The sequence below is a fragment of the Paenibacillus sp. Soil522 genome (genome assembly GCF_001428245.1).
In the GTDB taxonomy this organism is placed as follows: Bacteria; Bacillota; Bacilli; order Paenibacillales; family Paenibacillaceae; genus Pristimantibacillus.
In genome coordinates, this window is record NZ_LMRV01000044.1 from 154,989 (window position 1) to 169,344 (window position 14,356).

Annotated in this window: 12 protein-coding genes; 11 read left to right on the forward strand and 1 reads right to left on the reverse strand. The window is 47.2% G+C overall.

Annotated features, from left to right (window positions below; all coding sequences use genetic code 11):
* Positions 1 to 30 precede the first annotated feature (30 nt).
* From ASG81_RS14435 to ASG81_RS14465, 7 genes are all read left to right on the forward strand, one after another.
* A complete protein-coding gene (locus ASG81_RS14435; protein ID WP_056635237.1) occupies positions 31 to 1,332 on the forward strand; it encodes an ABC transporter substrate-binding protein in 1,302 nt (433 codons plus the stop codon).
* Between the two features lie 293 nt (positions 1,333 to 1,625).
* A complete protein-coding gene (locus ASG81_RS14440; protein WP_235548872.1) occupies positions 1,626 to 3,086 on the forward strand; it encodes an ABC transporter substrate-binding protein in 1,461 nt (486 codons plus the stop codon).
* Positions 3,087 to 3,305: 219 nt separating this feature from the next.
* On the forward strand, positions 3,306 to 4,277 hold the full coding sequence (locus tag ASG81_RS14445; protein ID WP_056635243.1) for an ABC transporter permease: 972 nt from the start codon (positions 3,306 to 3,308) through the stop codon (positions 4,275 to 4,277).
* Positions 4,278 to 4,303: 26 nt separating this feature from the next.
* On the forward strand, positions 4,304 to 5,185 hold the full coding sequence (locus ASG81_RS14450) for a carbohydrate ABC transporter permease (RefSeq protein WP_056635245.1): 882 nt from the start codon (positions 4,304 to 4,306) through the stop codon (positions 5,183 to 5,185).
* Positions 5,186 to 5,257: 72 nt separating this feature from the next.
* Positions 5,258 to 6,901 (forward strand): ABC transporter substrate-binding protein, encoded by a 1,644-nt coding sequence (locus tag ASG81_RS14455; protein ID WP_235548873.1) that lies wholly within the window; start codon positions 5,258 to 5,260, stop codon positions 6,899 to 6,901.
* Between the two features lie 236 nt (positions 6,902 to 7,137).
* Positions 7,138 to 8,004, forward strand: a complete 867-nt coding sequence (locus ASG81_RS14460) for a sugar phosphate isomerase/epimerase family protein (protein WP_056635248.1) — start codon at positions 7,138 to 7,140, stop codon at positions 8,002 to 8,004.
* Complete coding sequence (locus ASG81_RS14465; protein ID WP_056635251.1) at positions 8,005 to 9,411, forward strand: response regulator transcription factor; 1,407 nt, start codon at positions 8,005 to 8,007, stop codon at positions 9,409 to 9,411. It begins immediately after the preceding gene.
* Positions 9,412 to 9,485: 74 nt separating this feature from the next.
* On the opposite strand, the gene ASG81_RS14470 is transcribed toward ASG81_RS14465, so the two are convergent.
* A complete protein-coding gene (locus tag ASG81_RS14470) occupies positions 9,486 to 10,268 on the reverse strand; it encodes a DUF2935 domain-containing protein (protein WP_442952882.1) in 783 nt (260 codons plus the stop codon).
* A gap of 267 nt (positions 10,269 to 10,535) precedes the next feature.
* Here ASG81_RS14470 and ASG81_RS30890 point away from each other — a divergent pair, with 267 nt between their 5' ends.
* The 4 genes from ASG81_RS30890 to ASG81_RS14500 all read left to right on the forward strand — a co-directional run bounded on the left by ASG81_RS30890 (position 10,536) and on the right by ASG81_RS14500 (position 14,329).
* Positions 10,536 to 10,730: a hypothetical protein gene (locus ASG81_RS30890; RefSeq protein WP_056635256.1), complete on the forward strand. Its 195-nt coding sequence runs from the start codon at positions 10,536 to 10,538 to the stop codon at positions 10,728 to 10,730.
* Between the two features lie 344 nt (positions 10,731 to 11,074).
* Positions 11,075 to 12,124, forward strand: a complete 1,050-nt coding sequence (locus tag ASG81_RS14480; RefSeq protein ID WP_056635260.1) for a M42 family metallopeptidase — start codon at positions 11,075 to 11,077, stop codon at positions 12,122 to 12,124.
* Positions 12,125 to 12,289: 165 nt separating this feature from the next.
* Positions 12,290 to 13,108: an SPL family radical SAM protein gene (locus ASG81_RS14485; protein WP_056635263.1), complete on the forward strand. Its 819-nt coding sequence runs from the start codon at positions 12,290 to 12,292 to the stop codon at positions 13,106 to 13,108.
* Positions 13,109 to 14,044: 936 nt separating this feature from the next.
* A complete protein-coding gene (locus ASG81_RS14500; protein WP_056635272.1) occupies positions 14,045 to 14,329 on the forward strand; it encodes a hypothetical protein in 285 nt (94 codons plus the stop codon).
* Positions 14,330 to 14,356: the final 27 nt, after the last annotated feature.

The following is a 14,356-nucleotide window of genomic DNA, read 5'->3' on the forward strand; positions in this document are numbered from 1 at the left end:
CACCTCAAATAAGGCAAGGAGGCCACGACTATGCAGGGATTGCGTATTTCAGCCGTACTGATCATACTTGGAAGTCTGGTCATTCTAACATCATGCGGAATAAAAAATGGGAGCCGTTCAGCTGTTGAAGACGGCAGTATAGCGAAGCCGCTCTCTTTTACGGTTGTCTATGCTAAAGATGATCTATCGCACAAACAAGGCATTTCTTCGGTAATCGGCGCTTTCGAAAAGTCACATCCGAATATCGTGATCGATGAAGTCGATGAAACATGGACCGGCTCCTACGTGGAGTACTTGAAAATGAAGGAGGCAGTCGGGGAATTTCCGGACTTGGTGGAAATGAGCGATACGCAGCTGTTTGCTGACGCCGGTTTGCTCCATGAAATGCCGGGCGATTTAGTGGGTCTGCTTCGCGCCGCTCCGGAAGTAAACGGCCGTTTTTATAATTTACCGTTAGAGCTTCCCGCACCACAAGGCATTATTTACAGCAAAGCTGTTTTTCGTAAGGCCGGGATCGATACGCTGCCCAAAACATTCGATGAATTTATGGAGGCTTGCGAAAAAATTAAACGTTTAGGCATTGATCCCGTCGTTGCCGGTATAAAAGACATTAGACATATGGGGTACTGGATCAACAAGTTCCTGATTGACGAAGTCTATATGCACAATCCGGACTGGAACGCACAGCGGAGCGAAGGCAAGGTAAGCTGGACCGATCCCGGGCCCATGAAGGCAATGAATAATCTTGCTTCCCTTTGGAAGCGCGGTTATGTGGCGCCGGGTTTTCTTACGACGACTGATAACCAAACAGCCGCTATCCTCGTTTCGGGTCAAGCGGCTATGCTATTTTCCGGACCGTGGCTGTTCAATCCAATCAAGGCAGCCGATCCTTCCTTCGAATACGGATTTTTTGCTCTGCCGGATGATAACGGAATGATAAACGTGGCAGGGGAACAGGCGCCGGTGGGGTGGTCGATATCTGCTATGGCGGCGACAGATCCGGCTAAGCTTGAGGCGATCAATCAGTTTCTCCATTACTTTTACAGCGAGGATCAATATCCCCGCTACTTGCAGGCGGTTAACGGAATTCCTTCCACGAACGAAGAAATCAACTACCCGCTGCCAGAAGCGATGAACGACGTGTTTCGCGTTATTAATGATCCGAAAACAGGGAAATCTATGTTTATAGACCAATTTTCGGGGCGAAATATGGCTCCTCCGCAGTTCCGCGATTGGTTCTATCAGACGGCCCGAGACTGGCTGACTGGAGAAATGAGCGTAGAAACGGCCATGAAGGAAGCGGATCGGATGTGGGACACTTTGAAGGAATGAGGAATGCTTTTGAAGAAGAGGCGGCCGAGTTCATAAAAAAAAGCAGTTTTCTCTTAAAAAACCGCAGTTTTTATCGCAAACCTATATATGCCCGGTGCAGACTTCTGGTGTAAACTAAGCGTATGAAGCGCTTCCAACTTAGAAAGGGCGATAGTATGTTGTTAAAGAAAAAACGAACTGCATGGTTGTTTACATTCGTTATGATCTTTTTATCAGCTTGCAGTATGGATCAATCGCAGCCCGAAAATATGCGAGACGACCCCTACAGTCCGGAGCCGCAAGAGTTAAAATTTATGTTTTTCGGAGACAAACCGACGGATATGGATATCGTGCTTCAAGAGTTTGAGCGGAGAACGAAGCATTCTCTTGGTTTGAAACTCAATATGGAATGGGATGCCATGGAAGAATACAGACAAAAATTGAAGCTGAGGCTTGCCGCAGGCGAGGAATTCGATGCCGTATTCGATGCTTCTTGGTTGAGTCTGGAACAAAATGTGGCGCAGGGCTATTATCAAAAGCTGGACAAGTATTTCAACAATGATGATTATCCCGGTCTTAAAAAAGCTTTTCCGACGGCCTTTTTGGAATCTAATACCATTAAGGGACATTTGTATGCCATACCACTCACCCAATTATTTTCTGATATCGAAGTCTTATACATTCGCAAGGACCTGCGGGAGCGGCTTGGACTTGTGCCAATTGAAAGCTACGCAGATCTGGAAGCCTATTTGCAAGCTGTCGCCAGCGCGTATCCCGATATGGTCCCGTTAGCGTTGAAGGGCGACCGGGGATTTTTTAAGCTGTTCGCCAATGAGGACAAGCAGACGCATTACCGGATGGCTCCTCACATGATTTCAGGAGTAGGAGTCGGTTTTCAGGTTGTGTTGTCCAAGGACGGAAAGCATGTGCTCGGGGCCGTGACCTACGGCGATCCATTAAGCGCTTATGAGGACTTCCCGGCACCATTAAACGATCCCGATTACTTTTATGGTGCGTTCGACCGTTTTGTGGCGTGGAATAAGTATATTCAAAAGGACGTTCTGACCGAGCGAAATCCGCAGGTACTGTTCGCGGCAGGAAAATCGGCGGCTTCCGAAGCTGTGTTGTCAAACTGGGCGGAAATTCGCCAGAAATTGATCACTTCCATCCCGGGTGCGGAACTGGAAGGGTTTGTATATGCTTCTTGTCAACGAAAGATGGAAAAGGGCTGTATCGGAACCGATTATCGCGCTTGGAACAATCTGGTTATCCCTGTGACCTCGAAGCATGCCGACGAAACGATGAAGTTTCTGGACTGGCTGTTTCAAAGTCAGGAAAACCACGATCTATTCGAGCTCGGCATGGAGGGCGAACACTGGGTAGTGGCAGGGAATGAGATGTATAAGCCGATGCCTGCCGCTACGAACTATCTGTTTCCGCGTTATGAATTGACATGGAATCCGACCATGTCGCGGATTAATGCCGATAACGCTCCGGAGGCGGTCGAGCTGCTGCGCTATTCGGCCGACCCGGAGACCTATTACCGGCTTCCGCTTGCCGGTTTTCACTTTGACCCTTCGCCGGTAAAAACGGAAATTGCGAAGGTGCAGCCGGTCTCGGATCAAATGGTGCAAGTATTCCGCAACGGGCTCGAGCCCGATTGGCGTTCCGCCGCCGCCAAAACGAATCTGAAGCTTCGAAGTCTAGGACTGGAGAAAATTCGGAGTGAGCTGATCAAACAAATTCAAGCCTACCTGGACGCGGGCGGTACCTGACCGCGATTGATGAAGACGCATGCTGCGAGCATGCGTCTTTTTATTTTCAAAAAATGGCGTAAGGAATTGCGCAGCGCTTAGCCCAGAAGGACAAGGCCTCCTTAAAAAACCGCAATTTCAACTTAAAAAGGCTCATTCAAGCTGTGTTTCAAATCTGATAAAGTTAGTCCCATCGAACAATCGACAACGATATTGAATAGGAACAGAGGAGGAACCCAGATGAAAGATTCGGTTGCCTTGGAGACGCGGGCTCCCAGTACGAATGCGAGGAAAAAAGGAGGCGTTGTCCTGACGGAAATACGCAAGCACGGCTTATTGTATTTACTTACCCTCCCGGGTATTTTGTTGATATTTATATTCGCGTATCTTCCAATGGGCGGAATCGTCATCGCGTTTCAAGATTTCAACGCAATCAAAGGCATTACCGGCAGCGATTTTGTCGGCTTGAAAAATTTCGAATTTTTTATCCAGTCGAATGAAGTGCTTTTTGTCATCTTCAACACGCTTTTCCTGAATGCGCTCTTCATTTTATTCGGTACGTTCGCTTCCGTCGCCATTGCGGTCATGTTCTCGGAGCTCGGCGGCAAATGGTTTAAACGAATCGTCCAGTCGCTCGTCACGCTGCCGAACTTCCTGTCATGGACGGTTATCGCCATGTTCGTGACGGCATTGCTCTCCAGCGATACCGGGATGCTCAACAAATGGCTTGGGGCTTTCGGAATGGAACCGGTCACTTTCTTTAACGAACCGGCGATTTGGCCCGCCATTCTGGTGCTGATCAAGATTTGGCAAGGGGCAGGCTTCGGCTCAATTGTCTATCTTGCGACTATCACAGGCATTAACCCGGACATATATGAGTCCGCTTCGATTGACGGAGCCAGCCGGTGGAAGAAAATCCGTTACATTACGCTTCCTTTGCTGAAGCCGACTGTCATTCTGATGATGCTTCTCGCCATGGGCGGCATTTTCTACGGGGACTTCGGCATGATCTACGCGATTGTCGGCCGCAATGTCATGCTCTATTCGACGACGGACGTTATCGACACGTACGTATACCGGGCGCTCATGGAGCTTAACGATATGGGCATGGCGGCAGCCGTTGGCGTGTTCCAGTCACTGGTAGGTTTCGTTCTGGTCGTATCCGTCAATCAATTGGCCCGTAAATTCAGCCCGGACTCGGCGCTATTCTAAAAGAGATTATGAAAGCAGGTGCACCCATGATAAAAGAAAGCAGCAGCGACCGGCTGCTAAAAGCAATCATTTATGTATTGCTAACCATTTTTGCCATCTATTGCGTTATTCCGTTCGTGACCGTTATAAGCAGCTCGCTTTCGGCCGAATCGGCGATTCTTAGGGACGGCTATTCGATATGGCCGCGCGAATTCTCGTTGGCTGCCTATAATTTGATATTCAAGGATGACACCATTTACAGGGCCTATGGGGTGACGATCTTCGTTACGATGGTCGGCACGGCGCTCGCCATGCTGGTAACATGCGCACTTGCGTATCCGCTGTCCATTCGCGCCTTGAAATTTAAAAACGGGATCAACTTTTACATTTACTTCACGATGCTTTTCCACGGCGGGCTAGTGGCGAACTACTTGCTCATCTCCAAATACCTGGGAATGAGGGATTCGATCTGGGTACTGATTATTCCTGCACTCATCAGCCCATGGAATATGTTTCTGATGCGGAATTTCTTCAAATCGGTAGACGAGTCGCTTGCGGAATCCGCCAAAATCGACGGGGCGAACGACATTTATATTTTCTACAAAATCGTGCTGCCTATCTCGATGCCGGCAATTGCTACAGTCGGATTATTTTATGCGATGGGCTTCTGGAACAAATGGTTCGAGGCGATGCTGTTCATTTCCGACGAGAACAAATTCCCGCTTCAATATCTGGTCATGCGAATTATGAACAATGCGGATTTTGCGAACCAGCTTTCGGCCAAAATCTCTCTGCCGAACTACGTCGTTCCAACGTTGTCGACCAGACTGGCTACAACCGTTGTGACGATCGGCCCGATTATCTTCCTATATCCGTTCTTGCAGAAGTATTTCGTTAAAGGCCTCATGGTAGGAGCTGTCAAAGGCTAAATCCAAAGCGGCTGAGCTCGCCCTAAACGGCGGTTTAGTATATAAGGTTCAATTAAAGGGAGGAAACAGACAATGAAACAGACAATGAAACAGATGCGTAAAGGAATGTTCATGCTGCTGCTCGTAACCATGATGGTCACGCTGCTTGCGGCATGCGGCAGCAACAATGTAAGCAATGGGAATGCCGGCGATACGAAGAATGCCGGAGCCGACTCAACCCAGACTTCTAATGAAGCAGGAAAGGCTCCAGATCCAGCCACTTTGAAACTCATGTTATTCGGCGACAAGCCGATCGAACTCGACAAGGTGCTGACTGAATTCGAAAACCGGACCAAGGATACGCTGAATACGAAGCTGGACATCGAATTTAATCCGTTCGCGGATCACAAGCAAAAGCTGAATTTAAAGATGACAGCCGGAGAAGTGGTCGATGCCGCGTTTGACGCGCCGTGGGGCTCTCTCAACCAAAACGTGTCGCTCGGCTACTATCAGGAGCTCGACAAATACTTTAACAACGATGAATACCCGGGATTGAAGAAAGCGTTTTCAGAAGAGTTCCTGAACGCCAACAAGATTAACGGCCATATTTATTCCATTCCGATGACCAATGCGTTCTACGATATCGAGGTCGTATACATCCGCAAAGATCTGCGTGAAAAATTCGGCATGCAGCCGGTTCAAAGCTACGATGATCTGAAGACTTACCTGGAGAAAGTACAGCAATCGGAAAAAGGAATGATTCCGTTCGCCCTTAAGAATGACCGCGGCTTCTTTAAAATGTTCGGCCATGAGGAGAAGCTGACGAATGTAAAAATGATATCCGGCGTTTCGCCTGCATTCAATGTATTCTTGTCCGATGACGGCAAAAAAGTGATCGGCGCAACGACTCTCGGGGATTCGGCCGATAAATTTGCCAGCCTGCCGACTCCTTACAACGATCCTTACTACATGTATCCGCAATATGACAAGGCTGTAGAGTGGAACAAGTTTGTGCAGAAAGACGTTCTTTCCGAGAAAGACCCTGGGGCGCTGTTTGTTGCCGGTAAATCGGCTGCCAATGAAGCGACAATCAATGCCACCGCTCAAGTCCGTCAGAAGCTTCAAGCGGCTGTGCCTGGCGCCGATATTGAGTTATTCGTCTATAACTCCAAAATGCGCAACATGGAACAAGGAGCGATCGGAACCGATTACAAAGCGTGGAACGATATCGTCATTCCGGTCACGAGCAAAAATGCTGACCGGACCATGAAGTTCTTCGACTGGTTGTTCAGCAGCCAGGAAAATCACGATCTATTCGAGAACGGCATTGAAGGCGAGCATTGGACGAAAGACGGCGACCGCAACTATAAGATGACAGACAAGACTACTAATTATTTGTTCCCGGGCTATGAGTTCACATGGTCGCCGACGATGTCCAGAATCAATTCGGACAACGATGCGGAGACGCTTAAGCTGCTTGATTACCAATCCAAACCGGATACGTATTATCAGCAGCCGCTTACCGGTTTCGTCTTTAATGCAGAACCGGTTAAGACTGAGATTGCCAAGATGAGCACGATCTCAACGTACGAACCACTCTTCAAAAACGGTCTAGACAAAGATTGGAAGGGCTCGGCCGCGAAAATGAATAAAGAATTGGAATCCTTAGGGCTCGAGAAAATCCGTCAGGAAGTTATCAATCAGGTTCAAGCTTTCCTAGATAACAGCGGCAAGTAATCTTACTTCATGATCGTTCAATATTTTTTCGAAAAACCGTCCGAATGTTAATCATCGGACGGTTTTTGTCGTCGATTAGTTCTTCTACGGAACTTTAGACGGCAATAGTGCGGAAATTCAATAGGGAAATGACGGATCCGTGAAAGAAAGAAAGGCTGCGGTGTTCTATCATAATAGATAAGAACAACCTTTCAAGTAGTGAAGTTCATCCAATCGAGACGGGGGTATGTGATCAAATGACGATTGCGGCAGGTATTAATATTTTTTCCGTTTACAGGGAACTAGGCGAAGATTATTTTGGCACACTGGAGAAGGTCGCCGAAGCAGGATATGTAAATATTGAGCTTATCGGATTCAATATGAAGACTTTTAAACGTTACATCGATGAGGTTCCTATGGAATCGGTTAGAGATAAATTGCGAGAGCTTGGACTTAAGGCGGCCTCCGTTCATGAGGGTACGGCACCGGGGCAAGAACTGACTTCGCATGATTGGGACACTGTTATGAAGTACTATGCGGGCCTTGAATGTGAAGGCATTGTGCTTCCGTCCGTGTGGATAAAAGACCGCGAGGACACGCTGAGAGCAGCGGAACAGATGAACAGCGTCGGCAAAAAAATGAAAGAGGGCGGCTTTCAGTTCTATTTGCACAATCACGCCCATGAGTTTAAAACGGTCGGCGATCATACGCTGTTCGACCTGCTTTTGCAAAATACCGATCCATCCTATGTGAAATTTGAAATTGATCTGGCATGGGTGATGCGTGCGGGCATAGATCCGGTTGCCGTTCTGGAGAAGCTTGGAGACCGCTGCGATATGATCCATCAGAAGGATTTAAGCAAAAACCTTGCGGGCCAGCTTAATATTATGGAGGCTATGCGGCAGGGCGGCGACGAAGCGCATGAATCATTTGAAGTCTACCGGAATGTAGATCCTGGCGATTTCGTCGATCTCGGCACCGGTATTTTCGATTTCGCCTCCGTATACGAGCAAATCCGGTCAATGGGGCATGTCCGTTATGCGCTTGTCGAGAACGAGGGCGAGTCGGAGGACAAGTTCGGCAGCATCCGCAAAGATTTAACCGTATTGCAGAAATATGTATAGATGATTTGCGATATCGAGATGCCGCAGGGCAGCGGATTGGAGCTCTATGAATGGGTACGCGAGCAGCACCCTCAAACCGAGTGTATCTTACTAACCTGCCACGCCGACTTTCAGTATGCCAAGAAAGCGCTTCAGCTGGGCAGCTTCGAGTATTTGCTAAAATCGGTTCCGCATGATGAACTGATGCTGGTCATGACGAAGCTAATCGAGAAGATCAGGAAGGAACGGGAATCGACCACGATGGTGACCAAGTGGTTTTGGCAGGATGTGCTCAGCCAAGCGATTCCGTCTAATTTGAATAAAATGATGGAGGTCATCGGCAAGCAGAAGCTTCCGTACGCCAAATCCATGAGATTTCTGCCGGTCGTCATCAGCATTCAGCATTGGGAGAAGTCATTAACGGCGCGGGTAGCGCAAATCATGGAGTATGCGCTGCGCAACGCACTGGAAGAGGTCGTTATTCAACGCGCATCGAGCGCACAAATCGTCCGAATTAATCCAGACTACCTGTTGATCGTATTCACGCAGGACCTGCCGCCGGCGGAAGGCTGCAACCCTTTTTTCAAGGAGATCAAAAGCCGCTGCCGGGCTTTTATCGAGGTGTGCAATCAGTATTTGTATTGCCACCTGTCCTGTATGATCGGCAAGCCGGTGCAAGCGCATGAAGTGAGGGATATGGTCGAAGTCTTGATGGCGTTCAAAAAGAATCAAGTCAATATCGTTGACCGTGTCATCTTTATTGACGATCGATTGAAGAAAGAATCTCAAATCCCGCTGCCTCCCATGCATGTGTGGTCAGAGCTTATCAAGCAGGGGAATAGGAAAAAACTGATCGATGAGTCGCAGCAGTTTCTCGATTCGTGGAAACGGATCGAGTGCTTGGGCGCCAAAGGGCTGCAGCAATTTTATCAAAACTTCCTGCAGATGGTCCTTCATACGCTGCAGCAGCAAGGGCTGCGCGCGGATGAAATCTTCCCAGATCATTTGTCTCCTGAGCGTATTTTGTCGGCAACGCGCAGCGTAAAGGATTTGCAGGACTGGGTTAGGGACGTGCTTGAAAAAGCGCTTTTTCATATTCAAGGGCTGGATTCGAGCGAGACGGTTGTGGAGAGGATCAAGCGGTATATCGCGCTTCATATCGACGAGGAGCTGTCCAGGCAGTACATCGCAGATTATATCGGGCTAAGCCCGGATTATATCGTTAAGCTGTTTAAGAAAGAAACAGGCTGCTCGATATCCGATTACATTCTGAAGGAGAGAATCAATCTGGCGAAGGAGCTGCTGTCCATGACGGATACGACGATCAGCAACGTCGCGCTGGCAGTAGGCTTTTCCAACTTCTCCTATTTTTCCACGCTGTTTAAAAAAGAAGTAGCGATGACGCCTCAGGAGTATCGCAAAGGCTGACGGCAGCCCGGGGAACGGGAAAACAAAGCTCCAGACTGCCGTGTATGATGGGAATTGCCCCGTTACTTACCCGTTTATTTCTGTACGAGGTTTCTTTCAAACATGTCGATAATGAACAGGAACCTTTCCGCTTCGCGGAACACATGATCTGCCAGCAAAGGATGAATGATGCTTTTGATGCGGCAAGCATCGATCAAATCCTTTGCCGTCTTTTTGAAATCCCGAAGCGATTGCACGGATACCCGATTTTGATCTAGAAATTGGTCAAGCAGCGGAACGGTTTGGGATTGAGGCCGCATGGATTCTAAATCTTTTGCTTGAAATAACAATTGATCAAAGTCATGACTAAAATTTCGCGCCTGATCAACTAATTGCCGTTCAGACGGGTCAAGCAGATGTCCGATAAACTTTGCATGGTCAGCCATAATTCGGAGGAAAAAAACATTTTCGTCAATAATGGCATCGGGCAGAGGTTCCAATCTTCCTGTATTCAGTTCTTCCAGACGGTTTCTAAAATAAAACGCTTCTCTGCTTGTATGGTCAATCAGCAAAGGAAAATTGTTCGCTCCCGGCATTTGGCAGGTTAACACCAGACCCAACACTTTTCTTTTAAATGCCCAAATGTGTGAAACCGCGTTATGGACTTCAGTATTAAAACGTCTAATTTGTTCGGGATCTGCTGCGGCTGAGAACGCATGCGACCTTCTTTCGATGTCTTCAAACACAGTGAAAAACTGATTGGCTTCCGCTATTAATTGGGTATCCTCGCATCGAAAGCCTAATTTAAGAAAAAGCGAGTGCTCCTTCATGATACGCGCCCAAAAGCGAATTTCATCCAGCGAGCGCAGTACAAACATATTTGACAAGATTATCACCCCTCCTAGATTAGGTAATCTATAATACTTATTGGGCGAAGTGATCATATATGTGATTTAAATTTTTAAATTCATTATAAAATGGTGCCGTTAGAGGGGGATGACCTGCCTTTAACGGCCATTTTTTGCTTTCGTTTCATGTCGGAAACTCAAAAGCTGGATGTCGGATTATTAGTAGTTGGGGGATTTGCTTTGCGGTAGTATTAGACCAAGCAAGCAAATAAATGAAACCAAAGGTGGTCGAGACCCATGCAAGCAAATTTTGAGACGGTAACCCCAAATATCAAGCAGGTCTCATGGAAGATGAAGAAGAATGCAACATTCGCATTGGAGATGAGAAAGGTAAAGAAATACCATGCTTTGGTGCTGATGGCGCTTCCCGGCCTTGAATTTATGCATCATTTATTTAGCGGCAATCATCGGTATCGACAGCGAGTATTATGAAGCAGCGACGATTGAAGGATCTGGTCGACAAATATAATATCGATACGACCAAGATAAAATCGCTGAATGATCTGGACGCTGTATTCAAAATCATTAAGGACAACAGCCGGGCATCATCCCGACGGTTAAGGTGTCGGTGCACTTCAGGCCTGTGGTCACGGCGACCTCCAATATCATATCCATTATGTGGAGCGTTGTAATGACGGAGAGTCATTGCGGGGGTTTTGTATTTAGGCGGATATTACTGAGGTTTGATCCTGACCTCCAATCGCTTACAATGGAATAACAAGACGATGGAATGCTGAGCCTGTTCAACAATCCCTATTTAAAAGGAGAACAAAAATATGACTTTACCGCTCGCGCCGCAGCTAAATCGAGAATATATCGTCAGCCAGCTGGAAGCTTTGCTAAGCATACCGAGCCCTAGCGGATACTGCATGGACATTATGAAGCATATGGAGGCTGAAACGGAAAGGCTCGGCTATCAGCTGGAGAAAACGCCTAAAGGAAATGGTATCATTACCATTCCGGGTGAAAAGTCTGACCAAGTCATTGGCATATCGGCTCATCTCGACACACTCGGAGCGATGGTTCGCTCGATTAAGCTAAACGGAATGATTCGATTTACGCCGGTAGGGGGCTATGCGATGCATACGGTCGAAGGCGAATACTGTTTGATCCATACGCGCGATGGCCGAAAATATGCCGGAACCGTGTTGTCTACTAAAGCCTCCGTGCATGTATTCTCAGACGCAAGGGACTGGAAGCGTGAGGAGGCGAATATGGAAATTCGCATCGACGAGCTGGTGAAAACGAAAGCGGATACGGAGGGGCTGGGCATCTCTGCTGGCGACTTCATTTCATGGGAGCCCCGGACACGCATACTGCCAAATGGCTTTATCAAATCACGGCATTTGGACGATAAAGCTAGCGTCGCTGCTTTACTCGGCTTTATGGAGTGGCTGAAGCGTGAAGGAAGGACACCTTCCCGCACACTCAAGCTCATTTTATCGACCTATGAGGAGGTAGGGCACGGAAGCTCTAATATCCCGGCGGATATTACGGAAATGATTGCCGTTGATATGGGGGCGCTCGGAGATGATCTGTCGGCGACGGAGCAAGATGTCTCGATCTGCGCCAAAGATTCTTCCGGGCCATACGATTATCAGATGACCTCCCGCTTAATCGAACTAGCCAAACGCGAAAAACTAGCTTATGCGGTCGATATTTATCCGCATTATGGCTCCGACGCTTCAGCAGCGCTGCGAGGCGGAAGCAATATCCGTGCGGCTTTGATCGGGCCAGGGGTTCATGCCTCGCATGGGATGGAACGGACGCATGTGGATGCGATAGCAGGCACAGCCGCTTTGCTGCTTGCTTATGTGATAGAGTAGCAGTTTCGAAAGCAAATCGGCATGTGAAGTTCTTAGGAATCCCCTTCTTCAAAAATCAATTGATTTTAAGAAGGGGTAGTTCAAAACGCTGTTCAAGAAGAAAACCGGGCTTACGCCTAACGGCTACCGTCATTCAAATCGTAGCAAGGAGAGCAGGGACTGAATATGAGAACGGAGCTATTATTTAAAAATCCAAAGACGCTTCTCAATAAAGGAACGGGCTTCCTGAATGGTTACAGCCACTCGCTCAATCCGTATACGGGCTGCTCGTTCGGCTGTTCGTATTGCTATGTCCGGCAAATGCCGGTCGCAACGTTCCGTAAGCAGGAATGGGGCAGCTGGGTAGACGTTAAGCTGGAAGCGGCGGCTATCCTTCGTAAAGAGCTTCACCGGGCCAAAGGCAAAGGAAAGGTCACCATATTTATGTCATCGAGCACAGATCCCTATCAGCCCGTTGAATATAAAGAGAAGGTGACGAGATCGCTGCTTGCGGTAATGGCGGAAAACCCGCCGGATTTTTTGTTTGTGCAAACCCGGAGTCCTCTCGTCCGCAGAGATATTGATTTATTTCTTCTATTAAAAGATAGAGTCCGTGTAAGCATGACCGTTGAAACTGATCTGGAGGACATACGCAAGCATTTTACGCCGGCTGCGCCTCCTATCCGCGCCAGATTGAAGACGCTGCAACTGCTCTCGGAAGCGGGCGTTCCGGTTCAGGCAACGATTGCTCCCGTGCTGCCGAGCAGCGAAGCATTCCCGGACGTATTGAAAGCAGTGGTCGACCGCGTCTGTCTGGACGATTATTTTATGGGAGACGGCAGCGGGGGGAGACGGACGCGAAGCCTGGGCATTCATTCGTTGTACAAAGAGCTTGGCTTAGAGGAGTGGTATTCGCCTTCCGCGTACCGAATCGTTTATGATCGGCTGATGCATGTTTTTTCCGGGGATCAGCTTTATTTGAGCAAGGAAGGATTTGCGCCGTAAGCGCCATAGAAAGGGGTTAACCAGCAGGTCATGGACTGACTGCCTGGTTAACCCTTTTTTTGATCATTAGAAGAAGAAAGCGGAATAGTCATTATGGAATAACGGAAACCGAAATATTGGTCCATATTCAGTGCTTCCGCAGCTATATATTCATCCCGATTCATAGTCGGAAATCCTGATAGGCTGTACAGCATACGAGGCAAATTACTATGAATATTTATGCAACTACCCTGAAATGTACGTTTTTAGAATTAAAAAAGCATATTTTTGGATGAAAATCATGATTTTATTTTTATTTTTGCCAAAAAGATAACGCTATCATCTGTGAAAATGATCACAAATAGGGCCGTGCGGAAAATGTCGAGCAGTTTTTTTATCCTACTTTGGTAGGATACTGGTCAATAGTCCCTGATTTAATCATAAATTGAGCGTAATTTTTAATGTAATTAGAATGGAAAACCTGGAATTGAGCAGTGAACTTCCTTGATTTTGCAAGGGGAAACGTCAGTTTATATATATACTGAATGAGTCTGAAGAAGGTATATTTGCAAATATACATAAAGCGTTTCCAAATGACAAATTTATCTTTTCACGCACTAATTATGAGAAAACTAAAAAATGTCCATTCTGTAAATTTAGGAGCCTGTACTTATGAAAACCATTTTGAAAATGAGCTGGAATGTCTAATCGACAACATGTCTTTATTCCCTCAAGAATTGCAAAAATCTGTGTCATACTTGTAATCACGGTGGAAGCAAGGCTGACATGACGCTTGATATCGATTAGGCGAATAATCAAAACTTCTGGCATCATTATAATTTATTAACATTAGAACCTCCTAATGAATCTTGTGTTATTTGTCGATTTGTAGCAATCTAGGTTTACGTGAGTGAACATTGAGAGAACGAACGAGTTGATGAATGGAGGGCTTCAATTATGAATGTTTCGAATGTGGAGCAGAAGCGAATAAGGCTGAAGCGATTTTTGAATATACTATCCGAAGATCCTTCTCTATTAAATCAAGCAGAGCAAGTGGAATCGAGATCGTTGGCTGATCTTCTTATGCTCACCGGTTACACGCCTCAAAACGAACACGTTGATATGGCTGAGCTGGTGTCGCTGCTGCTCAAGAAGATAGGGCATCATGCTTGCTCGGAAGATATGATGGAGCACGTCATGAATGGCGGAACGGTTGATGAATTTATGAACATAAGTAAATAAGCAGCTACATAACCGTGATTAGGAAGC

Bases quoted from the DNA above. Each gene is read 5' to 3' on its own strand.
- ASG81_RS14435 (WP_056635237.1), top strand. From the start codon at position 31: ATGCAGGGATTGCGTATTTCAGCCGTACTGATCATACTTGGAAGTCTG.
- ASG81_RS14440 (WP_235548872.1), top strand. From the start codon at position 1,626: ATGTTTTTCGGAGACAAACCGACGGATATGGATATCGTGCTTCAAGAG.
- ASG81_RS14445 (WP_056635243.1), top strand. From the start codon at position 3,306: ATGAAAGATTCGGTTGCCTTGGAGACGCGGGCTCCCAGTACGAATGCG.
- ASG81_RS14450 (WP_056635245.1), top strand. From the start codon at position 4,304: ATGATAAAAGAAAGCAGCAGCGACCGGCTGCTAAAAGCAATCATTTAT.
- ASG81_RS14455 (WP_235548873.1), top strand. From the start codon at position 5,258: ATGAAACAGACAATGAAACAGATGCGTAAAGGAATGTTCATGCTGCTG.
- ASG81_RS14460 (WP_056635248.1), top strand. From the start codon at position 7,138: ATGACGATTGCGGCAGGTATTAATATTTTTTCCGTTTACAGGGAACTA.
- ASG81_RS14465 (WP_056635251.1), top strand. From the start codon at position 8,005: ATGATTTGCGATATCGAGATGCCGCAGGGCAGCGGATTGGAGCTCTAT.
- ASG81_RS14470 (WP_442952882.1), bottom strand. From the start codon at position 10,268: ATGTTTGTACTGCGCTCGCTGGATGAAATTCGCTTTTGGGCGCGTATC.
- ASG81_RS30890 (WP_056635256.1), top strand. From the start codon at position 10,536: ATGCAAGCAAATTTTGAGACGGTAACCCCAAATATCAAGCAGGTCTCA.
- ASG81_RS14480 (WP_056635260.1), top strand. From the start codon at position 11,075: ATGACTTTACCGCTCGCGCCGCAGCTAAATCGAGAATATATCGTCAGC.
- ASG81_RS14485 (WP_056635263.1), top strand. From the start codon at position 12,290: ATGAGAACGGAGCTATTATTTAAAAATCCAAAGACGCTTCTCAATAAA.
- ASG81_RS14500 (WP_056635272.1), top strand. From the start codon at position 14,045: ATGAATGTTTCGAATGTGGAGCAGAAGCGAATAAGGCTGAAGCGATTT.